We start from the raw sequence: 25,308 nt of genomic DNA on the forward strand, positions 1-25,308 counted from the left end.
CGGTTCGGATCAGAAATGCCGTGCGAGATTCGTGAATCCCCCGTGCGGGGGAACGAAAGCAGAGCCGATCGGTCATTGGGCACGCTAGGCAGCGCACGGCGGGACGCCGGACAGCACGCGGCCCCGGACCGCCGTTTCTCACTCGAACGGGCGGCACCGGGGCCGTATGCGGTCATTCCAGCCGAAGATCACAGCGGGAGATCACGGCTGGGGACCGCGGTGCGGGTCACAGCTTCGTCCATGCCTCCGACAGGGTGGCACGCAGGATCTGCTCGATCTCGTCGAAGGTCTCCTGGTCGGAGATCAGCGGCGGGGCGAGCTGGACGACCGGGTCGCCGCGGTCGTCGGCACGGCAGTACAGGCCGTTCTCGTACAGCTTCTTGGACAGGAAGCCGTACAGGACGCGCTCGGTCTCCTCGTCGTCGAAGGACTCCTTGGTGTGCTTGTCCTTGACCAGTTCGATGCCGTAGAAGAAGCCGTTGCCGCGGATGTCGCCGACGATCGGCAGGTCGTAGAGCTTCTCCAGCGTCGCGCGGAAGGCGCCCTCGTGGTCCAGCACGTGCTGGTTGAGCCCCTCGCGCTCGAAGAGGTCGAGGTTGGCGACGCCCACCGCGGCCGAGACGGGGTGACCGCCGAAGGTGTAGCCGTGCAGGAAGGTGTTGTCGCCCTGGTAGAACGGCTCGGCGAGGCGGTCGGAGACGATGCACGCGCCGATGGGGGAGTAGCCGGACGTCATGCCCTTGGCGCAGGTGATCATGTCCGGGACGTAGCCGAACTTGTCGCACGCGAACGTCGTGCCCAGGCGGCCGAAGGCGCAGATGACCTCGTCGGAGACGAGCAGCACGTCGTACTGGTCGCAGATCTCGCGGACCCGCCGGAAGTAGCCGGGCGGCGGCGGGAAGCAGCCGCCCGCGTTCTGCACCGGCTCGAGGAAGACCGCGGCGACCGTGTCCGGGCCCTCGAAGAGGATCTGCTGCTCGATCTGGTCGGCGGCCCAGCGGCCGAACGCCTCCGGGTCGTCGCCGTGGACCGGGGCGCGGTAGATGTTGGTGTTCGGCACCTTGTGGGCGCCCGGCACCAAGGGCTCGAACGGGGCCTTCAGAGCCGGCAGGCCGGTGATCGACAGGGCGCCCTGCGGGGTGCCGTGATAGGCCACCGCGCGGGAGATGACCTTGTACTTGGTCGGCTTGCCGGTCAGCTTGAAGTACTGCTTGGCGAGCTTCCAGGCGGTCTCCACCGCCTCGCCGCCGCCGGTCGTGAAGAAGACCTTGTTCAGGTCGCCCGGCGCCTCGTGGGCCAGCCGCTCCGCCAGCTCGACGGCCTTGGGGTGGGCGTAGGACCAGATGGGGAAGAACGACAGTTCCTGCGCCTGCTTGAAGGCGGTCTCGGCGAGCTCGACCCTGCCGTGCCCCGCCTGGACGACGAACAGCCCGGCGAGACCGTCGAGGTACCGCTTGCCCCTGTCGTCGTATATGTGGGTGCCCTCGCCGCGGACGATGGTGGGCACGGGGGAGTGCTCGTACGAGGACATGCGGGTGAAGTGCATCCACAGGTGGTCGTACGCGGCCTTGCTGAGGTCCTTGGGGCTGTCGGTGCTCACGATTATCGGGTTCCCCACATGTAGGTCTGCTTCTTGAGCCTGAGGTAGACGAAACTCTCGGTGGTGCGCACGCCGGGCACGGCCCGGATGCGCTTGTTGATGACCTCGAGAAGGTGGTCGTCGTCCTCGCAGACGATCTCGACCATGAGGTCGAAGGAGCCCGCGGTCATCACCACGTACTCGCACTCGTCCATGGCGCTCAGCGCGTCGGCCACGGACTCCACGTCGCCCTCGACGCGGACGCCGACCATCGCCTGCCGGCGGAAGCCCACCGTGAGCGGGTCCGTGACGGCGACGATCTGCATCACACCCTGGTCGAGCAGCTTCTGGACGCGCTGGCGCACGGCCGCCTCCGACAGGCCGACGGCCTTGCCGATGGCGGCGTAGGGCCTGCGGCCGTCCTCCTGGAGCTGCTCGATGATGGCGAGGGAGACGGAGTCCAGGTGGGGACCGCCGCCGTTCCTGGACTCGCGGGAGTCCCTGGGTTCTGCGCTTCGACTGGCCACATGGTCACTGTGCACGACGTCTCGACTGTTCCGCAAGGCGCATTCGATGAAATCCGTTGTATCGGTGGTTGATGTCTGCGGATTTCGCAGACTCGGAGCGAGTGGGGGTGTTGAATGCGTCAGAGGTCCGTCTAGGGTGGGTGTCTCAGGGGTTGGACACCTCCGACACCCACGAGGAGCACCGGGAGGACCTGCAGTGAGCACCGAGCTGCGACGTCTGCGCAACTGCATCGGCGGCGAGTTCCGCGACGCCGCCGACGGACGGACCACCGAGGTGGTCAACCCCGTGACCGGCGAGGCGTACGCGACCGCGCCGCTGTCCGGACAGGCGGATGTGGACGCCGCGATGGCGGCCGCCGCCGAGGCCTTCTCCGGCTGGCGCGACACCACACCGGCCGAGCGGCAGAAGGCCCTGCTGAAGGTCGCGGACGCCGTCGAGGAGCGCGCCGAGGAACTCATCGCGGCCGAGGTGGAGAACACGGGCAAGCCCGTCGGGCTGACCCGCACCGAGGAGATCCCGCCGATGGTCGACCAGATCCGCTTCTTCGCGGGTGCGGCGCGGATGCTGGAGGGCCGCTCGGCCGGCGAGTACATGGAGGGCCTGACCTCCATCGTGCGCCGTGAGCCGGTCGGCGTCTGCGCCCAGGTCGCCCCCTGGAACTACCCGATGATGATGGCCGTGTGGAAGTTCGCCCCGGCGATCGCGGCGGGCAACACGGTCGTCCTCAAGCCCTCGGACACCACCCCGGCCTCCACCGTCCTGCTCGCCGAGATCCTCGGCTCGGTCCTGCCGACGGGCGTCTTCAACGTCGTCTGCGGCGACCGGGACACCGGCCGCATGATGGTCGAGCACGAGACCCCGGCGATGGCCTCCATCACCGGTTCGGTGCGGGCCGGCATGCAGGTCGCCGAGTCCGCGTCCAAGGACCTCAAGCGCGTCCACCTGGAGCTGGGCGGCAAGGCGCCGGTCGTCGTCTTCGAGGACACCGACATCGCCAAGGCCGTCGAGGACATCTCCGTCGCGGGCTTCTTCAACGCCGGCCAGGACTGCACGGCGGCCACCCGCGTCCTCGTCCACGAGTCGATCCACGACGAGTTCGTCACCGCCCTCGCCAAGGCCGCCGCCGACACGAAGACGGGCGCCCCCGACGACGAGGACGTCCTCTTCGGCCCGCTCAACAACGCCGGTCAGCTGGCTCAGGTCCAGGGCTTCGTCGACCGGCTGCCCGCGCACGCGCGCGTGGAGGCCGGTGGGCGGCGCGTCGGGGACAAGGGCTACTTCTTCGCGCCGACCGTCGTCTCGGGCCTGGAGCAGGACGACGAGATCATCCAGAAGGAGGTCTTCGGCCCGGTCATCACCGTCCAGACCTTCACCGACGAGGACCAGGCCGTCGCGTACGCCAACGGCGTCGAGTACGCGCTGGCCTCCTCGGTGTGGACCAAGGACCACTCCCGCGCGATGCGCATGTCCAAGAAGCTCGACTTCGGCTGCGTGTGGATCAACACCCACATCCCGCTGGTCGCGGAGATGCCGCACGGCGGCTTCAAGAAGTCCGGCTACGGCAAGGACCTCAGCGCCTACGGCTTCGACGACTACACGCGCATCAAGCACGTGATGACGTCGCTCGACGCGTAGGCGCTCGGCCGGATCGGCCGGACGAGGTCCTGAGCGCGACGAGGGGCCCGGCCGTCCGGAGGCCGTGGACAGCCGGTCCCGCAGTTCCCCGCGCCCCTCGAGGGTGTGGAGAACTTTCTCGTGAGGGGTGGTGCGGCGGGATGGCGACCCGCCGAGCGGCGGGCTCGTGGACGGGACCGTCACGCACGGGCTGCTCGCGGTCCGTGCGGTGCGCGACCCGCAGGCGCCGGTGATCCGGCCGGGCCGGCCGCGGCGCGATGCGTCCGAGGCGTGCGAGCGGTTCCGGAGGTGCCGGAGCAGGTGTGGCGGCAGGCCGGGACCGTCGGCCACCGTGAACTCGGCACTGCGGTGGGGTGACGGCGGCGGCCGTCTCCACCGGCCTGGTCGCCGGGCCGGCGGGCGTGGTCGCGACGGTGGAGCGTCTGGTCTCCGAGGGATGGTGGGAGCCGTTCCGTCGGGCGGTACCGGCACCTTTGGGGCGGTCGGAGTCCACCGGCCACGGGCCGCGGAAGGTGGCGCGTTGTCGCCGTTGACCGGGTTGTCCCGCCCATGACACGGTCGGGCCGTCCCCGGCAGGATCGGCCGGGGCAGGACGACGGGAGGGGACGACCGATGACGGCAGTGGGCCGCAACAGGGCGAGACGGCGAGGGCTGAGGGCCTGCGGCGTGGTGACGGCGGCGCTGGTCGCTGTGACGGTCGCGGGGCCGGTGGCGGTCGCGGCCGGGGGACCGTCCGCCACCGCGCCGGCCCCGGTGGCGGCGAGCGCGCTGAGTGATCCGACCCCCGAGGAGCAGCAGCAGCTCAGGGAAGTGGCCGGCGCGATCTGGACCCCTCAGCTGGCCGCCGGATGGAACATGAACGCCGAGGTGGCCGACGTGCTGTCCACGGCCACCGGGGAGATCCTCCGATGCAGTGAGGCGTTCTCCCTCGTGCCGCGCCCGCCGGGCTTCGTCCCGGGGCTCGGCTACCTCGTCAATTACTGGAAGAACCTGCGCGACTACTTCCTGGCCGTGAAGGACAACCGCACCTACCGCGCCTGTGTGGTGACGGCCGCGGCCCATTACCGCTCGGCGATCGAGATGGCTTCCCTGGGCATCTGAGCCGTACCGGGGCCGGGCCCCCTCGCCGGTCGGCTACCGCCGCCGCGGTGACGGGGACCCGGCGCTCGCGCCCTGTGCGGGCCCGCGCAGGGCGCACAGGACGTCGATGCGGTTGGTGGTGATCGAGTCGGCACCCAGCGCCAGCAGGCGGCGCATGGAGCGGCGGGTGTCCGGGGTCCACACGGAGAGCAGGCAGCCGTCCGCGTGGACCCGGTCGGCGAGGGCCCGGTCGACCAGGCCGAAGCGGTAGTTCAGCCAGCGCGGCCGGACCGCGTCCAGGACACCGGCGCGCGGCGGGGCCGACGACGCGACGGTGAGGGCGATCTCCGCGGACGGGTCCGCCGCGCGCACGGCGAGCATCGGGGCGGCGCCCGCGCAGTAGTAGACGCGGTCCCGGGCGCCGTGCTCCCGTACGGCGTCCACGATCCGGCGCACCGCCAGGGGGCCGGGATCGCCCGGGAGGTCCAGCATGACCCTGGTGCCCTCGGTCGCCGACAGCGCGTCCGGCAGCGTGGGCACCCCGCCGTCGGTCAGGCCGCGCACCTCCTCCCAGGACAGCGCCCGCAGTGGGCGGTCGTGCTCCCAGAGCCGCTTGAGCGTCTCGTCGTGCAGCAGGACCGGTACGCCGTCCCGGGTGAGGCGTACGTCGAACTCGACCGCGTCCGCGCCCTTGTGGAGCGCGGAACGCAGTGAGGCGAGCGTGTTCTCGCGGACGTGGTACGGGTCGCCGCGGTGGGCCACGGCGGTCACGTGGTGCATGGCGGTCCTTCGCGGGGTCGGCTCACGGGGCGGCTGGTCCACGGCGGTGGGGGACGGGTTCACCGCAGCGGCCGGGAGGAGAGCCAGGAGGCGGTGTACGCGTCGATCTCGGCGGCCAGCCGCGTCTTGCCCGGCGCGTCCAGGAACGAGGCCTCCACCGCGTTCTTCGCCAGCGCCGCCAGGCCCTCCTCGTCGAGGTCCAGCAGCCGTGCGGCGATCGCGTACTCGGTGTTCAGGTCGGTGCCGAACATCGGCGGGTCGTCGGAGTTGACGGTGACCAGCACACCGGCGCGGGCGAACTCCCTGATCGGGTGTTCGTCGAGGCGGGTGACCGCGCGGGTGGCGATGTTGGAGGTGGGGCACACCTCCAGCGCGATGCGCCGCTCGGCGAGGTGCGCGAGCAGCTCGGGGTCCCGGGCGGCGCCGGTGCCGTGCCCGATCCGCTCCGCGCGCAGGTCGACCAGGGCGTCCCACACCGTCCCGGGACCGGTCGTCTCACCGGCGTGCGGCACCGAGTGCAGGCCCGCGGCGATGGCCCGGTCGAAGTACGGCTTGAACTGCGGCCGGGGCACCCCGATCTCGGGCCCGCCCAGGCCGAAGGAGACCAGGCCCTCCGGGCGCAGCCGGTCGTCGGTGGCGAGCCGCGTGGTCTCCTCGGCGGCCTCCAGTCCGGCCTCGCCGGGGATGTCGAAGCACCAGCGCAGCACGGTCCCGAACTCGGACTCGGCCGCCTTGCGGGCGTCCTCGATCGCCTCCATGAACGCCCGCGCGTCGATCCCGCGACGGGTCGACGAGAACGGGGTGATCGTCAGCTCGGCGTACCGCACCTGCTGCCGGGCCAGCTCACGCGCCACCTCGTAGGTGAGCAGCCGGACGTCCTCGGGCGTGCGGATCAGGTCCACGACGGACAGGTACACGTCGATGAAGTGGGCGAAGTCCGTGAAGGTGAAGTAGCCGGCGAGCGCCTCGGGGTCGACGGGGACCCTGGAGTCGGGGTGGCGGGCGGCCAGCTCCGAGACGATGCGGGGGGAGGCGGAACCGATGTGGTGCACGTGCAGTTCGGCCTTGGGCAGTCCGGCGATGAAGTCGTGCGGGCCGCTGCCCGCCGTCTCGGCGGACACGGCGAGGCGTTCGGTCATGGTCCCTCCCGGAAACGGCGTCCCCGGCCGGGGTGCGGCTGTGGCGGGACGCGGGTGATCGGCTGATCGGTGGATCGATGGATCGGGGGTCATCGTAGGCCGGGCGCGCACGAGGCGGTGGCGGGCCGTACCATGACGGGACGTTCGACGGAGGGGGTCCAGCGCATGTCCGAGGACGCGCAGGCGCCGGAAGCGCGGGGGAACCCGGCGGGCGGCACTCCGCCCCGGGCCCCGCACGCCCATGACGACGTCTGGGCGGCGCCGGCCGACAGCAGGGCCGCGCAGGCCCAGCCGCCCCAGAGCCCACCGAGGGAAGTGTCGCCGCCCGAGCCCACCCAGGTGGACCTCGGCGGCCACGGCACGTCCGGGCCGTCGGGCTCCGCCGCAGTCACCGACCCGTTCGCCCTTCCGGAGTTCGACCCTCCGGCCCCCGCCCCGGGGACGCCCGGCGCGCCCCGGGCCTCCGGCGCCCCGTCCGCCCCCTCCGTGCACGACCAGCGGACGGTCACGTCCCTCCCCGCGGCGAGTGCCCCGGCCACCTCTTCGGCCACACCGCCGGCCCGGCCGTGGGCGGGCCTCTCCGGCTCTTCCACCCCGCCCGCCGGCCCCGGAGTCGCGGCCTCCAACCCCTTCGCGCCCCCGGCCACCGAGCCGGTCCCGCCGCCGCCCATCGCCCCCGGCGGTCCCGGCCGGGTGCCGTACGGCTACCCGGGCGGCCGCGGGAGCGGGTACCAGGGCGGGTACGCCCACCCGGCCGCACAGCCGCCCGCCCACGCCGGTGCTCCCGCCCACGGCGGCCTGCCCGACCAGGGCTACGGCTGGACCGGTGTGCCGCCGCAGCCGGCCAACGGCATGGGTGTCACCGGACTCGTGCTCGGGATCATCTCGGCCTGCGTCTTCTGCCTCTGGCCGCTGGCCGTCGGACTCGGCGTCCTGGCCGTGATCTTCAGCGCCCTCGGCCGGGGCAAGGCGGCCCGAGGTGAGGCCACGAACCCGGGCCACGCCCTGGCCGGCCTCCTCTGCGGCGGGGCCGGCATCGTGCTGGGCGGCGGTTTCGGCCTCCTCGTCACCCTGCTCTGAGCGCTCCCGGCACCGCGTCCGGGGACCTCGCCCGCGGTGCTGTGACGCGCCGCTGGGACCCCGGTCCGGACGGGGTGGTGTCCACCGGGCCGTCCGGACGGCACCGACCGCACCGGGGTGAACGCCACGTGCCGCGGCGCGGGTCACCCTGCCGCGCTCTCCCGGAGAAGTGCGCGGGCCCGCATGAGGGCGAAGCCCAGGAGGTTCGGGCCACGCCACCGGGCGGGGTCCGATGCCCTCTCGTCGTCGGCCGGGAGGCCGATGCCCCAGACGCGGTCCCTGGGGCTCGCCTCGACCAGGACGCGGTCGCCCGTGTTCAGCAGGAAGGCGCGCAGGTCCGTGTGGGCCGCGAACTTGTGCGTGCTGCCCTCGACGACGACGCGGAACCGCTCGCGCCGCCAGGTCGCCTCGTCGAAGTCCCGGACGAGCCGGCCCTCCTTCTGGGCGTCGGCGGGGTGCTGCGCGGTCAGGATCCTCCGCTCCGCCTCCGGGTCGGCGAACATCCGGGCCTTGGCCGCCATCATCCAGTGCTCGGCGGTCACGTAGGCCACGCGGTCCACCGTGAACGGCGACGGCCACCACTGGCTCAGGCAGCCCGCCCCGATCCGGCCGTCGGGCAGCGGCCGGTGCTTCCAGAAGTGCAGGTACTTGATCCGCTTCCCGGCCGCCAGTGCCTCGATCAGGGCCTCGCGGGAACCGGCCGCCCCCGCTCCCACCGCAGTCCCGTCCCCCGCCGTTCCCGTCTCCGTGTTCATCCCCATGCGCGCGAGTTTCGCAGGCGGCACCGACAACCAGCCTGCCTTTTCCGTGGTGCCCAGAAGCCTTGTCGACAGATTTCGTTGCTTAACCAAATGGAAACAACGGAATCACTTGTTGGCATCGCATACCTCTGCCAGGATCGGCACTCAAATCGAGCCGGCGCCACGCCGCCCCCTCGGGGAAACGGAGGAGAGCGACATGCAGCACCCGGGCAAGGCCACCCCGGAACGGTTCCCGGCCCGGGAACGGTTCGCCGACGGGGCGCAGTTCGTCGCGGGCCGCCTGACGAAGGGCACCTCGGGCCGGACGCACACGGTCGTCGACCCGGCCACCGGTGAGGACGTGTACGCCTACGAACTCGCCGGCACCGACGACGTGGACGCGGCCGTCACCGCCGCGCGCAGGGCGTTTCCGGCGTGGGCCGGTGCCACCCCGGGCGAGCGGTCCGACGCGATGCACCGGTTCGCCGCCGTGGTCGCCGAGCGCGCCGAGGACTTCGCCCGCGCCGAGTCCCTGCAGTGCGGCAAGCCCCTGAAGCTGAGCCGGGAGTTCGACGTCCCCGGGAGCATCGACAACATCGCCTTCTTCGCCGGTGCCGCCCGGCACCTGACGGGCCGGTCGGCCGGTGAGTACTCCGGCGACCACACCTCCTACGTGCGCCGCGAGCCCATCGGAGTGGTCGGCTCCGTCGCACCCTGGAACTACCCCCTCCAGATGGCCGGGTGGAAGATCCTCCCGGCGGTCGCCGCGGGCAACACGATCGTCCTCAAGCCCGCCGAGATCACCCCGCTGACCTCACTCCTCTTCGCCCGGGCGGCCACCGACGCCGGCATCCCGGACGGAGTGATCAACATCGTCACCGGCACCGGCCGGGAGGCGGGAGAGCACCTCGTCGGCCATCCCGACGTGGCCATGACCTCCTTCACCGGCTCCACCGCCGTGGGCAAGCGGGTCGCCGCCGTCGCCACCGCCACCGTCAAACGCGTCCACCTCGAACTCGGCGGCAAGGCGCCCTTCGTGGTCTTCGACGACGCCGACCTCGACGCCGCCGTCAACGGAGCGGTCGCGGGCGCGCTCATCAACACCGGACAGGACTGCACGGCCGTCACCCGCGCGTACGTGCAACGGCCCCTCTACGAGGAGTTCGTGGAGCGCACCGCCGCGCTGATGGAGACCGTGCGGCTCGGCGACCCCTTCGCCGCGGGCACCGACCTCGGTCCGCTGGTCTCGCACGCGCAGCGCGAGAGGGTGGCCGGCTTCGTCGACCGCGCGCGCGCCTACGCGCGCGTGGTCACCGGCGGCGAGGCCCCGGGCGGGGAACTCGCCGCAGGCGCCTACTACCGGCCCACCCTGATCGCGGACGCCCCACAGGACAGCGAGGCCGTGCGGGCCGAGATCTTCGGACCGGTGCTGGTCGTCCTGCCCTTCGGCAGCGACGACGAGGGCATCGCGCTCGCCAACGACACGCCGTACGGACTCGCCGCCTCCGCCTGGAGCCGGGACGTGTACCGCACCGGCCGTGCCACGCGCGAGATCAGGGCCGGGTGCGTGTGGATCAACGACCACATCCCGATCATCAGCGAGATGCCGCACGGCGGTTACAAGGCGTCCGGCTTCGGCAAGGACATGTCCGCCTACTCGTTCGAGGAGTACACCCAGCTCAAGCACGTCATGTTCGACAACACCGCGGTGGTCCGCAAGGACTGGCACCGCACGATCTTCGGGGACCGATAGCAGCCGGGCCGTCCGACCCGCGGCCCCACTCCCGAAAGGCACCACGCGTATGGAGCAGTACGAGCCCGACCGCCTTTCCCCGGCCCAGGTGGCCGCCGTGCGGCGCAGCTTCCGAAACGGCAGGGCGGCCCTGTCCCGCCGGTCCCTGCTGCGCGCCGGTGCGGGCGCTGCGCTCGCGGCCGGCGGAACCGGGGCGCTGAGTGCCTGCGGCATCCCTCCGGCGGGCAACACCCGGGGCGGCGTACCGGCCGAGGACCACTCGAAGGAGGAGAAGCGTGTCGCCTTCTCCAACTGGACCGAGTACATGGACGTCGACGACAGCGGGCGCCGGCACCCCACGCTGGACGCGTTCACCGAACGGACCGGCATCGAGGTCACGTACACCGAGGACATCAACGACAACACCGAGTTCTTCGGCAAGATCAAGCCGCAGCTCGCCGCCGGCCAGGACACGGGCCGCGACATCATCGTCCTCACCGACTGGCTGGCCGCCCGCCTGATACGCCTGGGCTGGGTGCAGAAACTGGACCCGTCCCACCTGCCGCACGCCTACGCCAACCTGTCACCGCAGTTCCGCAGCCCCGACTGGGACCCGGGCCGTGCCTACTCCTACCCCTGGCAGGGCATCGCCGCCGTCATCGCCTACAACAAGAAGGCGCTCGACGGCGTCGAGGTGAAGACCCTCTCCGACCTGCTGGACCACCCGAAGCTCAAGGGGCGTGTCGGCCTCCTCACCGAGATGCGCGACACCATGGGGCTGACCCTGCTCGACATGGACAAGGACCCGGGGAAGTTCACCGCCGACGACTACGACGCGGGGATCGCCCGGCTCCGGAAGGCCGTCGACAAGGGCCAGGTCCGCCGCTTCACCGGCAACGACTACACCTCCGACCTCAGCAAGGGCGACTTCGCCGCCTGCGTGGCCTGGGCCGGGGACGTCGTCCAGCTGAAGGCGGACAACCCGGACATCGACTTCCTGATCCCGGACAGCGGCTACATGACCTCGAGCGACAACCTGATGATCCCGAACAGGGCCCGGCACAAGACCAACGCCGAACGGCTCATCGACTACTACTTCGAGCCGCGGCCGGCCGCCGAACTCGCCGCCTACATCAACTTCGTCTGTCCGGTCGAAGGCGTGAAGGACGAACTCGCGAAGATCGACGAGGACGCGGCGAACAACCCGCTGATCCTCCCCGACCAGGCCATGCAGGCCAAGTCCCGTGCCTTCCGCTCCCTGAGCACCGAGGAAGAGACGGCATTCGAAACGAAGTTCGCGAAGCTCACGGGGGCGTGACGAGATGAAGACGACCAACGACACGGCCGCCCGCGGCGGGGACGTCCGCCTCACCGGCCTGAGCAAGACCTACGGCACGTTCACCGCCGTCCACCCCCTCGACCTGACCGTGCCCGAGGGCTCCTTCTTCGCCCTGCTCGGCGCGTCCGGCTGCGGCAAGACCACCACCCTCAGGATGATCGCCGGCCTGGAGGAACCCACCGCCGGTGCCGTCCACCTCGGCGACCAGGACGTCACCGCGCTCCCGCCGTACAAGCGGCCGGTGAACACCGTCTTCCAGTCCTACGCCCTCTTCCCGCACCTCGACATCTTCGAGAACGTCGCCTTCGGTCTGCGTCGGCGCGGCATCAGGAGCGTGAAGAAGCAGGTCGGGGAGATGCTCGAGCTCGTCCAGCTCGGAGAGCAGGCCCGCAGGAAGCCGCACCAGCTCTCCGGCGGCCAGCAGCAACGCGTCGCCGTGGCCCGCGCGCTGATCAACCATCCGAAGGTGCTGCTGCTCGACGAGCCGCTCGGCGCCCTCGACCTGAAACTGCGCCGCCGGATGCAGCTGGAGCTCAAACGCATCCAGACCGAGGTCGGCATCACCTTCGTGCACGTCACGCACGACCAGGAGGAGGCCATGACCATGGCCGACACGGTCGCCGTGATGAACGCCGGCCGTGTCGAGCAGCTCGGCGCGCCCACCGAGCTGTACGAGAACCCGCGCACCACGTTCGTCGCCGACTTCCTCGGCACGTCCAACTTCATCGAGGCCGACGTCGACACCAGGTCGGGCGACGACATCGTGCTGAAGGCGGGCGCCGGCAGGCTCGTCCTGCCCTCGGCTCGCAACAGCGGCCCCACGGCGACCGGCGGCAAGGTGCTGCTCGGGGTGCGCCCGGAGAAGATCTCCCTCGTCCACGCCGACGACGCCGGACGCATACCCGAGGGCCGCAACCGGATCACCGGCCGGATCTCCGACTCCAGCTACCTCGGCGTCTCCACCCAGTTCGTCGTCGACAGCCCGGTCTGCACCGCGTTCGAGGTCTACGTCCAGAACATCGACCGCGACGACCGGCTGGTGCCCGGAGCCGAAGTCGTCCTGCACTGGAACCCGGCGCACACCTTCGGTCTCGACGCCGCACAGTCCCTGCTCGCGGGGACAGCGGGGGGCTCCGCCGGTGCGCAGACCGCCGGGGAGGAGGCCCTCTGATGGCCACCGTCACCCAGTCGCCGCCGCCCCAGTCACCGCCACCCCGGTCGCCGTCCCCGGAGCCGGCCCCGCAGGTGAAACCCCCGCGGAAGCGGGGCCGCCGGACGCCGTACCTGCTTCTGCTGCCCGGCCTGCTGTGGCTGTTCGTCTTCTTCGCGCTGCCGGTGGTCTACCAGGCCTCCACCTCCGTCCAGACGGGCTCCCTGGAGGAGGGCTACGAGGTCACCTGGCACTTCGCCACCTACTGGGACGCGCTGTCCGCGTACTGGCCGCAGTTCGTCCGCTCGGTGCTCTACGCGGCCTCCGCGACCGTGCTGTGCCTGGTGCTCGGCTACCCGCTGGCGTATCTGATCGCCTTCCGCGCGGGACGCTGGCGGAACCTGATCATGGTCCTGGTGATCGCGCCGTTCTTCGCGAGCTTCCTGATCCGCACCCTCGCCTGGAAGACGATCCTCGCCGACGGCGGCCCCGTGGTCGGGATCCTGAACACGCTGCACGTCCTGGACGTCACCTCCTGGCTCGGCTGGACTGCCGGCGACCGGGTGCTGGCCACACCGCTCGCCGTCGTCTGTGGCCTGACGTACAACTTCCTGCCGTTCATGATCCTGCCGCTCTACACCTCCCTCGAGCGCATCGATCCACGGCTGCACGAGGCGGCGAACGACCTGTACGCCAAGCCCTCGACCACCTTCCGCAGGGTCACCCTCCCGCTGTCGATGCCCGGCGTCGTCTCCGGCACGCTGCTCACCTTCATCCCGGCCACCGGCGACTACATCAACGCGGACCTGCTCGGCTCCACCGACACCCGCATGATCGGCAACGTGATCCAGACGCAGTTCCTGCGCATCCTGGACTACCCGACGGCCGCGGCGCTCTCCTTCATCCTGATGGCCGCGATCCTCTTCGCCGTCACGTTCTACATCCGCAAGTCCGGCACGGAGGATCTGGTGTAAATGGCCTTCGTCAACTGGCTCAAGCGCCGTCTCGTCGTCATCGCGGGACTGCTGACGCTCGCGTATCTGCTGCTGCCGGTCGTGGTGGTGGCCGTGTTCTCCCTCAACAAGCCCAAGGGCCGCTTCAACTACGAGTGGCAGGAGTTCTCCACCGACGCCTGGAAGGACCCGTGCGGGGTCTCCGGCCTGTGCGGCTCGCTGTCGCTCAGCCTCCGGATCGCCCTGTGGGCGACCCTCGGCGCCACCGTGCTCGGCGCCATGATCGCCTTCGCGCTGGTCCGCTACCGCTTCCGTGCCCGTTCCACCGTGAACTCGCTGGTCTTCCTGCCGATGGCGATGCCCGAGGTGGTCATGGCGGCGTCGCTGCTGACCCTGTTCCTCAACCTGGGCGTCCAGCTCGGTTTCTGGACGATCCTCATCGCCCACGTCATGTTCTGCCTCAGCTTCGTCGTGGTCGCCGTCAAGGCGCGCGTGATGTCGATGGACCCGCGCCTCGAGCAGGCCGCCCAGGACCTGTACGCGGGCCCGGTCCAGACGTTCCTGCGGGTCACCCTGCCGATCGCCGCCCCCGGCATCGCGGCGGGCGCGCTGCTCGCCTTCGCCCTGTCCTTCGACGACTTCATCATCACCAACTTCAACTCTGGGTCCACCGTCACCTTCCCGATGTTCGTCTGGGGCTCCGCGCAGCGCGGAACCCCGGTACAGATCAACGTCGTCGGTACGGCCATGTTCGTCGTCGCCGTGCTGCTGGTGCTGGTCTCCATGGCCGTCGGCAACCGCCGCGAGCGGCAGAAGGCGTAGGGGGCCGGGACCATGAGCCGTTGGACGAAATCCCTCGCCGATGCCCGTCCGTCCGCGTACTGGCTGGACGACCCCGGCCGGCCGGAACCCCGGCCCGCCCTCACCGGCGCCGAGAGCTGCGACCTGCTGGTGGTGGGCGGCGGATACAGCGGACTGTGGACGGCACTGATCGCCAAGGAGCGTGACCCGGGGCGGGACGTCGTCCTGGTGGAGGGGCGCGAGGTGGGCTGGGCGGCCTCGGGCCGCAACGGCGGGTTCTGCGCCGCCTCCCTCACCCACGGTCTGTCCAACGGCCTGACCCGCTGGCCGGACGAGATCCACGAACTGGAGCGGCTGGGCGCCCGCAACCTCGACGCCATCGAGGAGACGGTCGCCCGCCACGCCATCGACTGCGACTTCGAACGCACCGGCGAGCTCGACGTCGCCACCGCGCCCTACCAGGCACACGAACTGCGCGACCGGTACCGGGAGATCGACCGCCGGGGACTCGCGGAGGGGATGGAGTTCCTGGACACGGACGAGGTCCGCGCCCAGGTCGACTCGCCCACCTTCCTGGCCGGCCTCTGGGACCGCAGGGGCGTGGCCATGCTCCACCCGGCGAAACTCGCCTGGGGGCTCAAGCGGGCCTGCCTCGGCCTCGGCGTCCGCGTGTACGAGCACACCCCCGCCCTCACCCTGCGCTCCTACGGTGCCGGACTGGCCGTGCGCACCCCCTACGGGCAGATCCGCGCCCGCACCGCCGCCCTCGGCACCAACGTCTTCCCCAGCCTGGTCAGACGGGCCCGCGCCTACACCGTCCCGGTCTACGACTACGCCCTGATGACCGAGCCGCTCACCGACGCCCAGCTGGCGTCCGTCGGCTGGCGCAACCGGCAGGGACTCGGCGACAGCGCCAACCGGTTCCACTACTTCCGCCTGACCGCCGACCACCGCGTCCTGTGGGGCGGCTACGACGCGGTCTACCCGTACGGAGGGCGGGTGCGCGCCGAGTACGACGACCGGCCGGAGACCTACGCGAAGCTCGCCGAGCACTTCTTCACCTGCTTCCCGCAGCTGGAGGGCGTCCGCTTCACCCACGCCTGGGGCGGCGCGATCGACACCTGCTCCCGCTTCTCGGCGTTCTACGGCACCGCCCACCGGGGCAGGGCCGCCTACGCGGCCGGCTTCACGGGGCTCGGCGTCGGCGCCACCCGCTTCGGCGCCGAGGTGATGCTGGACCTGCTGGCCGGGGAGCGCACCGAGCGTACGGAGCTGGAGATGGTGCGCAGGAAGCCGCTGCCGTTCCCGCCCGAGCCCTTCGCCTGGACCGGCATCGCACTCACCAAGTGGTCGCTGGCGCACGCCGACACCCACGACGGGCACCGGAACCTGTGGCTGCGGACGATGGACAGGCTGGGGCTGGGCTTCGACAGCTGAGAGCGATTCCCGGCGGCGGGATCCCGGGCCCCGGCGGCCGTGGCCGATTTTCGGCAGCGGTGACCGGATTTCACTCGATGTGATCCGTTTCACTTCAAGGGGTGCCGGAACCCGCGTAATGCCCGGCAGGAAGCCTCCTCTCCTCCTCGTGACGCGTTTTCCCGCGTCCACGACAGAGAGGCAGGCGTGTGTGATGACAGGGACGAAGTCGGCGGTCGAATGGCTCTCCTCCGTCGCGCCCGATCCCGGGACGTGCCGCCGGGAGTGGGAGCGCAGCCCGCACGGGGTGGCGCTGCTGCCGGCCGGCACGGCGTGGGACGTGCTGATCCTGCCGGGCGGGCTCGGCCGCCCCACGCTCGACGTGCTCACCCGCGTCCTCGACCGGCCCGGCCCGGTGCTGGTCGACTCCGCCGACACGCGGATGGGTTTCCTCGTGCCGCCGGGCACCGCGGCCCGCTGGGTCGGCACCGGTATCCGTACGGCGGGGGCCGGCACCTGGATCGTGGTGCCGTATCCGGGCCGACCGTCGGCCGGCGGGACCCGCTGGCTGTTCCCGCCGGACGGCTCGGGCACGCTCACCGATCCGGCCCTGCTCGAACTGGCCATGCACGAGGCGGTGGCGGGGCTTGCCGGGTGGTAGGGGGTGTGGCGGGCAGGGTCGATCGGTGGCGGAGGTTCTGGCGGTCTGGTTGGCGCGGACCGTCCGAGGGTGCTCCAGCCCTCGCACTTGTCCCCCGTCGTCCCCCGTGGCCGGGAGCAGTCGTGGATCACCCCAGGGTGCGTGCCCGCGAGGACGCCCGCGGGCAGGGCCTGCGGAGCGCCCCATGGAGTGTGCGGCGGCCCGGATCCGACCGGTTCGGGGAGGTCCGGCGGACCTGCGACGGCTACTTTGGCCGGCCGGCCGGCTTCCGTCCGGTCGACTGCCGTCCGGTGGCTGCCTGAGCGTTGCTCCGGCCGGCCGGCAGCCACAGGCAGATCAGCAGGACCGCCCCCAGGCACCAGCCGGCGGCCACGTCCAACGGCCAGTGGCAGCCCCTGCGCACCAGCCCGTAGGAGGCGCCGGCGACCAGGGCGGCGCAGAGCAGCAGGAGAGCGCGGCGGGCCGCCCGCGAGCGCAGCAGCGGGAGCAGGAGCAGGGCCGTCGCACCGTACGCCACGACGGCGGTGGCGGTGTGGCCGGACGGGTAGTAGCCGACCGCCGGGGGCACGGCCGGGGTGCCGGGGCGGTCGGTCCATTCCTTCAGGGGCACGACGAGCACCGGCACCAGGGCCATCGCCGTCGCTCCGGCGGCGGGCGGCAGCCACCAGCGGTCCCGGCCCACGGCACGCCCCCGCCACGCGACGTACACCAGGGCGGCCGCGAGGAGGGGCAGGGCCACCTCGATGTTGCCGAGGTCGGAGAGCACCTCGGAAGCCGTGTCCGGCTCGACGAGTACCCTGCTCAGTCGTTCGTCCAGGTCCACCAGAGGGCCGTCGGCGACGACCTGCCAGGTGATCAGGGCGAAGAGGAGGACGGGAGGTCCGAGCAGCAGCATGGTGCACAGCGTCGCACGCACGGGCTCGCGGCCGTTCGCGGCGGCAGTGCGGGGCAGGGCACGCCGAAGGGCCAGCGCAGGGGGGGAGAGCACTGGCCCTTCGGGAAACGGCCTGTCGCGCATGACGCGTGGACAGCCGTCCGGACCGGAACGCCGCGCGCCCCGGGGGGTTTGGGGCGCGCGGCTGTCCGATCGTGAGGAGACCCGGAACCCGGGAGCTCCGGTTGTGTGCGCGAGGGCACGACCAGGTCGAAGCCGGGGAGGCCTCGGCCTGTACCGCTCACGGTCACCTGTGAGCGGGTGTCTCTCTTGTCCCGGTAGAACCTACGGCAGGGGGTGGGCCCGCGACAGGGCCAACCGGCTCCTGTCATCCATCCCGCACACGTTCTTCACACGCTCTGCCGCTCACCTCCCGGCGGCGGATGCCGGAGCGGCTCACCCGCTTCGTCGGCGGCTCAGATGTGCACCCGTGCCTGCTCAGACGCGTGCGAACGCCTGCTCGAGGATGTCCAGGCCCTCGTTCAGCAGGTCCTCGCCGATGACCAGCGGCGGCAGGAAGCGCAACACGTTGCCGTAGGTGCCACAGGTCAGGACCAGCAGCCCCTCCCGCTGGCAGGCCTTGGCCAGCGCGGTCGTCGCTTCCGCGTCCGGCTCCTTGGTCGTGCGGTCCTTGACGAGCTCGACGGCCATCATGGCGCCGCGGCCGCGGACGTCACCGATGACGTCGAACTTCTCGGCCATCGCGGTCAGCCGGGTCCTCATGACCGCCTCGATCGCCTTGGCCCTCCCGTTGAGGTCCAGCTCCTTCATCGTCTCGATGGCGCCGAGCGCGCCCGCGCAGGCCACCGGGTTGCCGCCGTAGGTGCCGCCGAGACCGCCGGAGTGGGCCGCGTCCATGATCTCGGCGCGTCCGGTCACGGCGGAGAGCGGGAGCCCGCCGGCGATGCCCTTGGCGGTGGTGATCAGGTCCGGGACGATGCCCTCGTCCTCGCAGGCGAACCACTGGCCGGTGCGGCAGAAGCCGGACTGGATCTCGTCGGCGACGAACACGATGCCGTTGTCCGAGGCGAACGTGCTGATCGCGGGCAGGAAGCCCTTCGCCGGCTCGATGAAGCCGCCCTCGCCGAGTACCGGCTCGATGACGATCGCGGCCACGTTCTCGGCGCCGACCTGCTTGGAGATCTGGTCGACGGCCTGGGCGGCGGCCTCGGGGCCGGCGTGGTCGGAGCCGGTCGGCCAGCGGTAGCCGTAGGCGACGGGGACGCGGTACACCTCGGGTGCGAACGGTCCGAAGCCGTGCTTGTAGGGCATGTTCTTCGCGGTGAGCGCCATGGTGAGGTTGGTGCGACCGTGGTAGCCGTGGTCGAACACCACGACCGCCTGCCGCTTGGTGTGGGCCCGCGCGATCTTGACGGCGTTCTCGACGGCCTCGGCGCCGCTGTTGAAGAGGGCGGACTTCTTGGCGTGGTCGCCCGGGGTCAGTTCGGCGAGCGCCTCGGCCACGGCCACGTACCCCTCGTACGGCGTGACCATGAAACAGGTGTGAGTGAAGTCGGCGAGCTGGGCGGTGGCACGGCGTACGACGGCCTCGGCGGAGGCGCCGACCGAGGTCACCGCGATGCCCGAGCCGAAGTCGATCAGCCGGTTGCCGTCGACGTCCTCGATGATCCCGCCGTCCGCACGCGCGGCGAACACGGGCAGCACGGAGCCCACGCCCTGTGCGACCGCGGCGGTACGGCGGGCCTGCAGCTCCTGTGACTTCGGGCCCGGGATGGCGGTGACGACGCGGCGCTCCTGCGGAAGTGCGGTCATGAGGGGCTCCTGGGGGGTGAAACGGACACGTGCCTTCTTTTCTCGCAGGCTAGGGCGAGGAAGGGAGGCTGGGCATGCTCCATGTGGGCGTTGTCCGGGGGGCCGGGTTGTCCGGTGTGGACATAGCGGGGGACGGAGGGCGGCAGAGGGGCGACGGACGTGACGGCGGCCCGGGGCCCGGCGGGCCTGCGCCGCGCGGCGCAGGCCGGGGAACCGCCGCGCGGCGCAGGCCGGGGAACCGCGCGGGATCCGGGGCTCACCCTGCACCGTCCGCACCGCACGAAGCGCCCGCGTGGCCCGCCCCGGCCGGGTGAACGGTGAACTCGCCCTGCGGGGGCGTTAGATTGACTCGCTGACGGTGAACGGCGCGGCGGCTCAGGGGGCAAGGGCGATGGACAGCGACGGGACGCAGGACGCGCGGGGTACGCACGCGAACCCGGTGCCGCGTCCTGCCGGGCCACCGGAGGTGCCTCCGGTGCCACCGAGGCCGGCCAGGGCACCGGGCATGCCGCCCCTGCCGGACGGGTCGGCGTTCCTGACCTGGCTGCGCACCCCCCGCCCCGAGGCGCTGCCCGGCGTGTGGCGGTTCGGGCACCGGCCCCGGCCGATGGAGGAACCGGTACAGATCGCGACCCGGGAACTGCTCAGCGGAGCACTCATCGCCCTGCTCGTGGGGTGGCTGGTCTGGTCACTGCTGGCGAACGGCTATCTGGGCGGCTGGTGGCTTCTTCCCCTGGAGCTGTTCACTCCGGATGCGTGGCGGACCAGCGACGACCAGATCGTCAACCTCGTCGTCTGGGACGGCTACACCCTGCTCGTCGTGTTCGCGATCATGATCGGGGTGGGGAGGCTGGGCCGTTGGGGTGAGGTCTGGCGCCGTTTCGTGGCACCCCGGCTGCGACGCCCCGAGCCGAAGGAACCGCAGCCGGCCCTCGAGGACGACCCCGCCGGCTGGCCCGCGCTGCGTGCCGCCGGCGCCGCCGACGCGGCGGACCGGCTCGCCGCCGACGCGCGCGCCGGGCTGATGCGGGACGTCGACCACGCCCGGATCACCCGCGCCTGGCAGGGCGTACGCAGCGGCCGGCACTCCCTCGCCACCTTCACCGGCGCCGTGCTCGGCCACGGTGCCGCCGCCTGCCCGCACCCCTCCGGCGCCCGCGACCTGCCCGCCCGGCAGGCCCGGCACGACCTGGTCACCGGTCAGGTACGGCTCGGCACCACCGCCGACGACGCCCGCAACCCGTACGCCTACCGGGGCACCGGACTCGCCCTCGGCCCCGAACTGCTGGGCACCTCCCTGGTCGCGGTCGGACCGGCCGGCTCCGGCAAGACCAGTGCCGTCGTCCGGCCGCTCGCCGAGTCGCTGTGCCTGCACGCGCTCGCCGGACGTGCCGCCGTGGTCGTCGTCGGTGCCGCCGGAGTGGCAGCCGGACCGGCCGACGCGTACGACGTCGTGGTACGGATCGGCAACCCCGACTCCGTGTACGACCTCGACCTGTACGGCGGGACCACCGATCCCGACGAGGCCGCCGCGGTCCTCGCCGAGGCGCTGGTCGGAGACCTGGCCGACCCGCACCCCGGCAACGACAGCCGGCGTGCCACCACCGTCCTGGCCCAACTGCTCGGCCCCTTCCACGCGGTGCACGGCCGCTTCCCCTCCGTCCCCGAGCTGCGCGGTCTGCTCGACGGCTCGCCCGGCCCGCTGGCCGAGCTGCGCCAGGCCCTGACGGAGACGGGGCAGCAGTCGCTGCTGCGCGAACTCGACGCCCGGGAACGGCAGATGGCGCATCCCGGCGACGTCGGCGGAAGCCTCGCCGACCGGGTGGCGCTGCTCGACCGGCCGGCCTTCGCGACGTTCTTCAAGAGCCGGGGCTTCGACACCTCAGGGCAGTCCCGGCCGTTCACCCTCAAGGCGCTGGACCATCCCGTACGGGTCCGCGTCGACCTGCCCGCGCGGGGCCACGCCGACGCCTCGCGGGTCCTGGCACGGCTGGTCCTGGCCCAGTTCACGGCAAGCGTGACGGAGCGCGAGGACCGGTCCCTGTTCGCCTGCCTGGTACTGGACGACGCGACCGGCGTCATCACCCCCGAGGCCGTGCGCGGCATCCAGCGGCTGCGGTCGGCGAACGCCGGAGCCGTGCTCACCCTGCGCACCCTGGACGACGTGGCGCGGCCGCTGCGCGGCCCTCTGCTCGGGACCGTCGGATGCAGGATGGCGCTGGCCGGGCTCACCCCGTGGGACGGGCAGGACTTCGCCGAGGTCTGGGGCAAGGAGTGGACCGAGGCACGGGACGTCACCGACCGGCAGATCATCGCGGAGAGCCCGGCGGGCAAGGCCTGGCACGCGGTGCGCCGCGCCATCACCGGCAAGGCGCCCACCGCGCGCGCGGTCACCGTACGGCAGGTCGAGCGGGAGCGGTGGTCCGCGTCGGAACTCGCGCACGCGATGCCGGCCGGGCACGCGGTGCTGTCCCTGACCGACGTCCGGGGCGAGCACGCGCCGCCGCTGCTGGTCGACCTGCGGAGCTGAGGAGCGCGTCGGGGCGGCGCACGTGTGGTGACGCGGTGTGCATACGGTGAGGCAGAATCGGCAGGGGTCGTTCATACGTAACGGCCAAAACGTCAGACCGCTCACCGACCCGGACACCGACCGACCGTCCCCGCCGTCGACCTGAAGGCGCCATGCCCCTGACGCTCGCTTCGCTCGCCCACCACTCCGCGCTCAAGCTGACCGTGCGCGCGGGCGGGGACGGCCTCGACGTACCGGTCCGCTGGGCGCACGCCAGTGAGCTGGCCGACCCCGTGCCGTACATGGAGGGCGGCGAACTGCTGCTCATCACCGCGCTCAAGCTGGACGCGGAGGACGCGGAGGCGATGCGCCGCTATGTGAGGCGGCTGGTGGACGCGGGGGTCGTCGGCCTCGGGTTCGCCGTCGGAGTCCACTACGAGGACATCCCCGAGGCGCTGGTCGACGCCGCGCGTCAGGAGGGTCTGCCGCTCCTCGAGGTGCCGCGCCGCACCCCCTTCCTCGCGATCAGCAAGGCCGTCTCCGCCGCCGTCGCCGCCGACCAGTACCGCGCGGTGACCGCGGGGTTCGCGGCCCAGCGGGAGCTGACCCGGCAGGGGCTGACCGGCGGCCCCGAGGGCCTGCTGGCCGCGCTCGCCACCCAGATCGACGGATGGGCCGCGCTGTACGACGCCTCGGGCGCCGTCGTCGCCACGGCACCGGACTGGGCGGGCCGGCGGGCCGCACGGCTCACGGCCGACGTACGCCGGCTGCGGGAGCGGGCGGCGCCCGCCTCGTCGGTCGTCGCCGGACCGGAGGACGACGACCGGGTCGAACTGCACTCCCTCGGCACCGGCCGGCGCCCCCGTGCCGCGCTCGCCGTCGGCACGGCCGCCACGCTCGGCACCGCCGAGCGGTACGCCGTCCACTCCGCCGTCGCGCTGCTCACCCTGACCACGGAACGCTCCCGCTCCCTGCACGCCGCCGAGCAGCGGATCGGGGCCGCGGTCCTGCGCATGCTGCTCGCCGGGGAGCCGGACCACGCCCGCGCGGTGGCCGGACACCTGTACGGCGGTCTCCTGGACGCGCCCTTCAGGATCGTCGTGGCCGAGGCGGGCACGGCGCCCGCCGCCCGTGCCCGTGCCCGGAGCGACCCGAACGGCGACGCCCTCGCCGCGCTCGCGGAAGCCGTGGAGTCCGCCGCCGCCCGCTCCGGCGAGGCGGTTCTGGTCGTGCCGGAGGGAGAGCGGCTGGTGGTGCTGGCCGCCGACGGCGGCGCGGCCGTGACCGCGTGCTGCGACCACGCGGCCGCCCTGGAGGCCGCGCGCGGTGCCACGGGCGCCCACGAGTCCCTCGTGGGCGCCGGCGAGGACGAACTGGTCGTGGGCCTCTCCGCACCGGCCGGCCCCATCGCCGCCTCCGCCGCCTACAAGCAGGCCGGACAGGCGCTGTCGGTGGCCAGGAGGCGGGGCCGGGTGCTGGTGGAACACGAGCAGATGGCCGCCGGGTCCGTGGTACCGCTGCTCGCGGACGACGCGGTCCGCGCCTTCGCCGACGGACTGCTGCGGCCCCTGAACGAACACGACGCGACCGGGCGCGGCGACCTCGTCGCCTCCCTGCGCGCCTGGCTCTCCCGGCACGGGCAGTGGGACGCCGCGGCCGCCGACCTCGGCGTGCACCGCCACACCCTCCGCTACCGGATGCGTCGCGTCGAGGAGATCCTCGGCCGCTCCCTGGACGACCCGGACGTCCGCATGGAGCTGTGGCTGGCGCTGAAGGCGACCTCGTCCGACTGACGACCGCGACGGATTGTCCTCCCGTCTTCCGGTCTTCCGGTCCTCCGGTCTTTTCTTCCCGTCCTTCTGTCGTCGACCGCCGACAGATCTGCCAAAGCGGCGCGTACCGGGAAGCGACTGCTACGACTCGGACAAGCGTCACGTCGCCGGCGCGCCCCTACGGTGGACGCAGCAGGCCACGTACACCCCCCAACGCGGAAGGGCCGGATCACTCATGACCCAGAAAGACACGGCGGCCACCCACGCCTTCTGGCTCGCCGGCCGCCAGGCCACCGGCGAGGCCGTCTTCGACGTCACCTCCCCGTGGGACGGCAGGGTCGTCGGCACGGTGAGCGAGCCCACCGACGCCCAGGTCGAGGAGGCCGTGGCCGCCGCGTACGCCGTACGGGACGAGTTCGCGGCCACCCCCGCCCATGTCCGCGCCGCCGCCCTCGACCACGTCGGCCGACGGCTCGTCGAGCGCGCCGAGGACATCTCCCGGCTGATCTCCGCCGAGAACGGCAAGCCGATCAAGTGGGCGCGCGGCGAGGTCGGCCGGGCCGTGTCCGTGTTCCGGTTCGCCGCCGAGGAGGCACGCCGGTTCAACGGCGGCGAGGGCCAGCGGCTCGACACCGACGCAGGCGGCCAGGGGCGGCTCGCCCTCACACGGCGGTTCCCGAAGGGCGTCGTCCTGGGCATCGCGCCGTTCAACTTCCCGCTGAACCTGTGCGCCCACAAGATCGCCCCGGCCATCGCCGCCGGTGTCCCCATCGTCCTCAAGCCCGCTCCGGCGACCCCGCTGTCCGGGCTGCTCATCGGCGAGCTGCTCGCCGGGACCGAGCTGCCGGCCGGCTCCTGGAGCATCCTTCCGGTCCCGAACGACCGCATGCCCGCCCTGGTGCAGGACGAGCGGCTGCCGGTGATCTCCTTCACCGGCTCGGAGAAGGTCGGCTACGCGATCATGGACTCGGTGCCGCGCAAGCACTGCACCCTGGAGCTCGGCGGCAACGGCGCGGCCGTCGTCCTCGCCGACTGGGCGAGCGACGAGGACCTGGACCGCGCCGCGCAGCGCATCGCCACCTTCTCCAACTACCAGGGCGGACAGTCCTGCATCTCCGTGCAGCGGGTCATCGCGGACGCCTCCGTGTACGACAGGCTGCTGCCGCGCCTCGTCGCCGCCGTCGAGGACCAGGTCACCGGGGACCCGGCCGACGACGCGACCGACGTCGGCCCGCTGGTCAGCCAGGACGCCGCCGAGCGGGTCGAGGCGTGGGTGCGGGAGGCCGTCGAGGCCGGCGCCGCCGTCCTCACCGGGGGCAGGCGTGACGGCGCCTCCTACACGCCGACCGTGCTCGCCGACGTACCGGACGGGGTGACGATCGCCCGCGAGGAGGTCTTCGGTCCCGTCCTGACGGTGACGAAGGTGGACGGCGAGGCAGCCGCCTTCGCCGCCGCCAACGACTCCAAGTACGGCCTCCAGGCAGGAGTGTTCACCCACGACCTCCAGGCCGCCTTCCGGGCCCACCGCGCCCTGGAGGTCGGCGGGGTCGTCATCGGCGACGTGCCCTCCTACCGCGCCGACCAGATGCCGTACGGCGGTGCCAAGCAGTCCGGTGTGGGCCGCGAGGGCGTGAGGTTCGCGATGGACGACTACACCTACGAGCGGGTGATGGTCCTGACCGGTCTCGCCCTCTGAGGCGGGTGGTG

The 25,308-nt window shown here is 72.2% G+C and carries 19 protein-coding genes and 1 pseudogene; 13 read left to right on the top strand and 7 right to left on the bottom strand.

The window, feature by feature from the left end; all coding sequences use genetic code 11:
* Window positions 1–226 precede the first annotated feature (226 nt).
* The gene (locus TU30_RS11585) at window positions 227–1,600 is read right to left on the bottom strand and encodes an aspartate aminotransferase family protein (protein ID WP_042168158.1); all 1,374 of its coding nucleotides are present in this window, start codon (window positions 1,598–1,600) and stop codon (window positions 227–229) included.
* A 2-nt stretch (window positions 1,601–1,602) separates the two neighbouring features.
* Window positions 1,603–2,121, bottom strand: a complete 519-nt coding sequence (locus TU30_RS11590; RefSeq protein WP_042168163.1) for an Lrp/AsnC family transcriptional regulator — start codon at window positions 2,119–2,121, stop codon at window positions 1,603–1,605.
* A 181-nt stretch (window positions 2,122–2,302) separates the two neighbouring features.
* Between TU30_RS11590 and TU30_RS11595 the strand changes: the two genes are divergently transcribed.
* Window positions 2,303–3,742, top strand: coding sequence for a gamma-aminobutyraldehyde dehydrogenase (locus TU30_RS11595; RefSeq protein WP_042168166.1), 1,440 nt, complete (start codon window positions 2,303–2,305; stop codon window positions 3,740–3,742).
* 612 nt (window positions 3,743–4,354) lie between these two features.
* Window positions 4,355–4,843 carry a hypothetical protein gene (locus tag TU30_RS11600; RefSeq protein ID WP_042168168.1) on the top strand — a complete coding sequence of 163 codons (489 nt, stop codon included), beginning with the start codon at window positions 4,355–4,357 and terminating at the stop codon, window positions 4,841–4,843.
* A gap of 33 nt (window positions 4,844–4,876) precedes the next feature.
* On the opposite strand, the gene TU30_RS11605 is transcribed toward TU30_RS11600, so the two are convergent.
* Both TU30_RS11605 and TU30_RS11610 read right to left on the bottom strand, forming a co-directional pair.
* Window positions 4,877–5,602 (bottom strand): glycerophosphodiester phosphodiesterase, encoded by a 726-nt coding sequence (locus tag TU30_RS11605; protein WP_042168171.1) that lies wholly within the window; start codon window positions 5,600–5,602, stop codon window positions 4,877–4,879.
* A gap of 59 nt (window positions 5,603–5,661) precedes the next feature.
* A pseudogene (locus tag TU30_RS11610) lies at window positions 5,662–6,847 on the bottom strand (adenosine deaminase); the annotation flags it as partial.
* Window positions 6,848–6,906: 59 nt separating this feature from the next.
* On the opposite strand from TU30_RS11610, the gene TU30_RS37100 reads away from it, so the two are divergent.
* A complete protein-coding gene (locus TU30_RS37100) occupies window positions 6,907–7,821 on the top strand; it encodes a hypothetical protein (RefSeq protein ID WP_234307837.1) in 915 nt (304 codons plus the stop codon).
* Window positions 7,822–7,964: 143 nt separating this feature from the next.
* Here the strand turns inward: TU30_RS37100 and TU30_RS11620 are convergent, their stop codons facing one another.
* On the bottom strand, window positions 7,965–8,576 hold the full coding sequence (locus TU30_RS11620; protein WP_042168329.1) for an NADAR family protein: 612 nt from the start codon (window positions 8,574–8,576) through the stop codon (window positions 7,965–7,967).
* Between the two features lie 202 nt (window positions 8,577–8,778).
* Here TU30_RS11620 and TU30_RS11625 point away from each other — a divergent pair, with 202 nt between their 5' ends.
* The 7 genes from TU30_RS11625 to TU30_RS11655 all read left to right on the top strand — a co-directional run bounded on the left by TU30_RS11625 (window position 8,779) and on the right by TU30_RS11655 (window position 16,613).
* On the top strand, window positions 8,779–10,314 hold the full coding sequence (locus tag TU30_RS11625; RefSeq protein ID WP_042168176.1) for a gamma-aminobutyraldehyde dehydrogenase: 1,536 nt from the start codon (window positions 8,779–8,781) through the stop codon (window positions 10,312–10,314).
* Window positions 10,315–10,363: 49 nt separating this feature from the next.
* Entirely contained in the window at window positions 10,364–11,611 is a 1,248-nt protein-coding gene (locus tag TU30_RS11630) for a PotD/PotF family extracellular solute-binding protein (RefSeq protein WP_042168181.1), read from the top strand.
* 4 nt (window positions 11,612–11,615) lie between these two features.
* Window positions 11,616–12,803, top strand: a complete 1,188-nt coding sequence (locus TU30_RS11635; protein ID WP_042168183.1) for an ABC transporter ATP-binding protein — start codon at window positions 11,616–11,618, stop codon at window positions 12,801–12,803.
* Complete coding sequence (locus TU30_RS11640; RefSeq protein WP_042168185.1) at window positions 12,803–13,756, top strand: ABC transporter permease; 954 nt, start codon at window positions 12,803–12,805, stop codon at window positions 13,754–13,756. The genes TU30_RS11635 and TU30_RS11640 overlap by 1 nt, the downstream gene beginning before the upstream one ends.
* On the top strand, window positions 13,757–14,557 hold the full coding sequence (locus TU30_RS11645) for an ABC transporter permease (protein ID WP_042168188.1): 801 nt from the start codon (window positions 13,757–13,759) through the stop codon (window positions 14,555–14,557). It abuts the gene before it with no gap.
* Between the two features lie 12 nt (window positions 14,558–14,569).
* On the top strand, window positions 14,570–15,973 hold the full coding sequence (locus tag TU30_RS11650) for an FAD-binding oxidoreductase (RefSeq protein WP_042168189.1): 1,404 nt from the start codon (window positions 14,570–14,572) through the stop codon (window positions 15,971–15,973).
* Between the two features lie 193 nt (window positions 15,974–16,166).
* Window positions 16,167–16,613 (top strand): hypothetical protein, encoded by a 447-nt coding sequence (locus tag TU30_RS11655; RefSeq protein ID WP_042168192.1) that lies wholly within the window; start codon window positions 16,167–16,169, stop codon window positions 16,611–16,613.
* A 244-nt stretch (window positions 16,614–16,857) separates the two neighbouring features.
* On the opposite strand, the gene TU30_RS11660 is transcribed toward TU30_RS11655, so the two are convergent.
* On the bottom strand, window positions 16,858–17,508 hold the full coding sequence (locus tag TU30_RS11660) for a phosphatase PAP2 family protein (protein WP_042168331.1): 651 nt from the start codon (window positions 17,506–17,508) through the stop codon (window positions 16,858–16,860).
* 477 nt (window positions 17,509–17,985) lie between these two features.
* Window positions 17,986–19,320, bottom strand: coding sequence for a 4-aminobutyrate--2-oxoglutarate transaminase (gene gabT, locus TU30_RS11665; protein ID WP_042168194.1), 1,335 nt, complete (start codon window positions 19,318–19,320; stop codon window positions 17,986–17,988).
* Between the two features lie 391 nt (window positions 19,321–19,711).
* Between gabT and TU30_RS11670 the strand changes: the two genes are divergently transcribed.
* The 3 genes from TU30_RS11670 to TU30_RS11680 all read left to right on the top strand — a co-directional run bounded on the left by TU30_RS11670 (window position 19,712) and on the right by TU30_RS11680 (window position 25,297).
* Window positions 19,712–21,850, top strand: coding sequence for a hypothetical protein (locus TU30_RS11670; RefSeq protein ID WP_042168196.1), 2,139 nt, complete (start codon window positions 19,712–19,714; stop codon window positions 21,848–21,850).
* Window positions 21,851–22,002: 152 nt separating this feature from the next.
* A complete protein-coding gene (locus TU30_RS11675; RefSeq protein WP_042168199.1) occupies window positions 22,003–23,622 on the top strand; it encodes a PucR family transcriptional regulator ligand-binding domain-containing protein in 1,620 nt (539 codons plus the stop codon).
* 214 nt (window positions 23,623–23,836) lie between these two features.
* Complete coding sequence (locus TU30_RS11680) at window positions 23,837–25,297, top strand: aldehyde dehydrogenase family protein (protein ID WP_042168202.1); 1,461 nt, start codon at window positions 23,837–23,839, stop codon at window positions 25,295–25,297.
* Window positions 25,298–25,308: the final 11 nt, after the last annotated feature.

Origin of the sequence: Streptomyces sp. NBRC 110035, assembly GCF_000829695.1 — a bacterium.
Classification (GTDB): domain Bacteria; phylum Actinomycetota; class Actinomycetes; order Streptomycetales; family Streptomycetaceae; genus Streptomyces.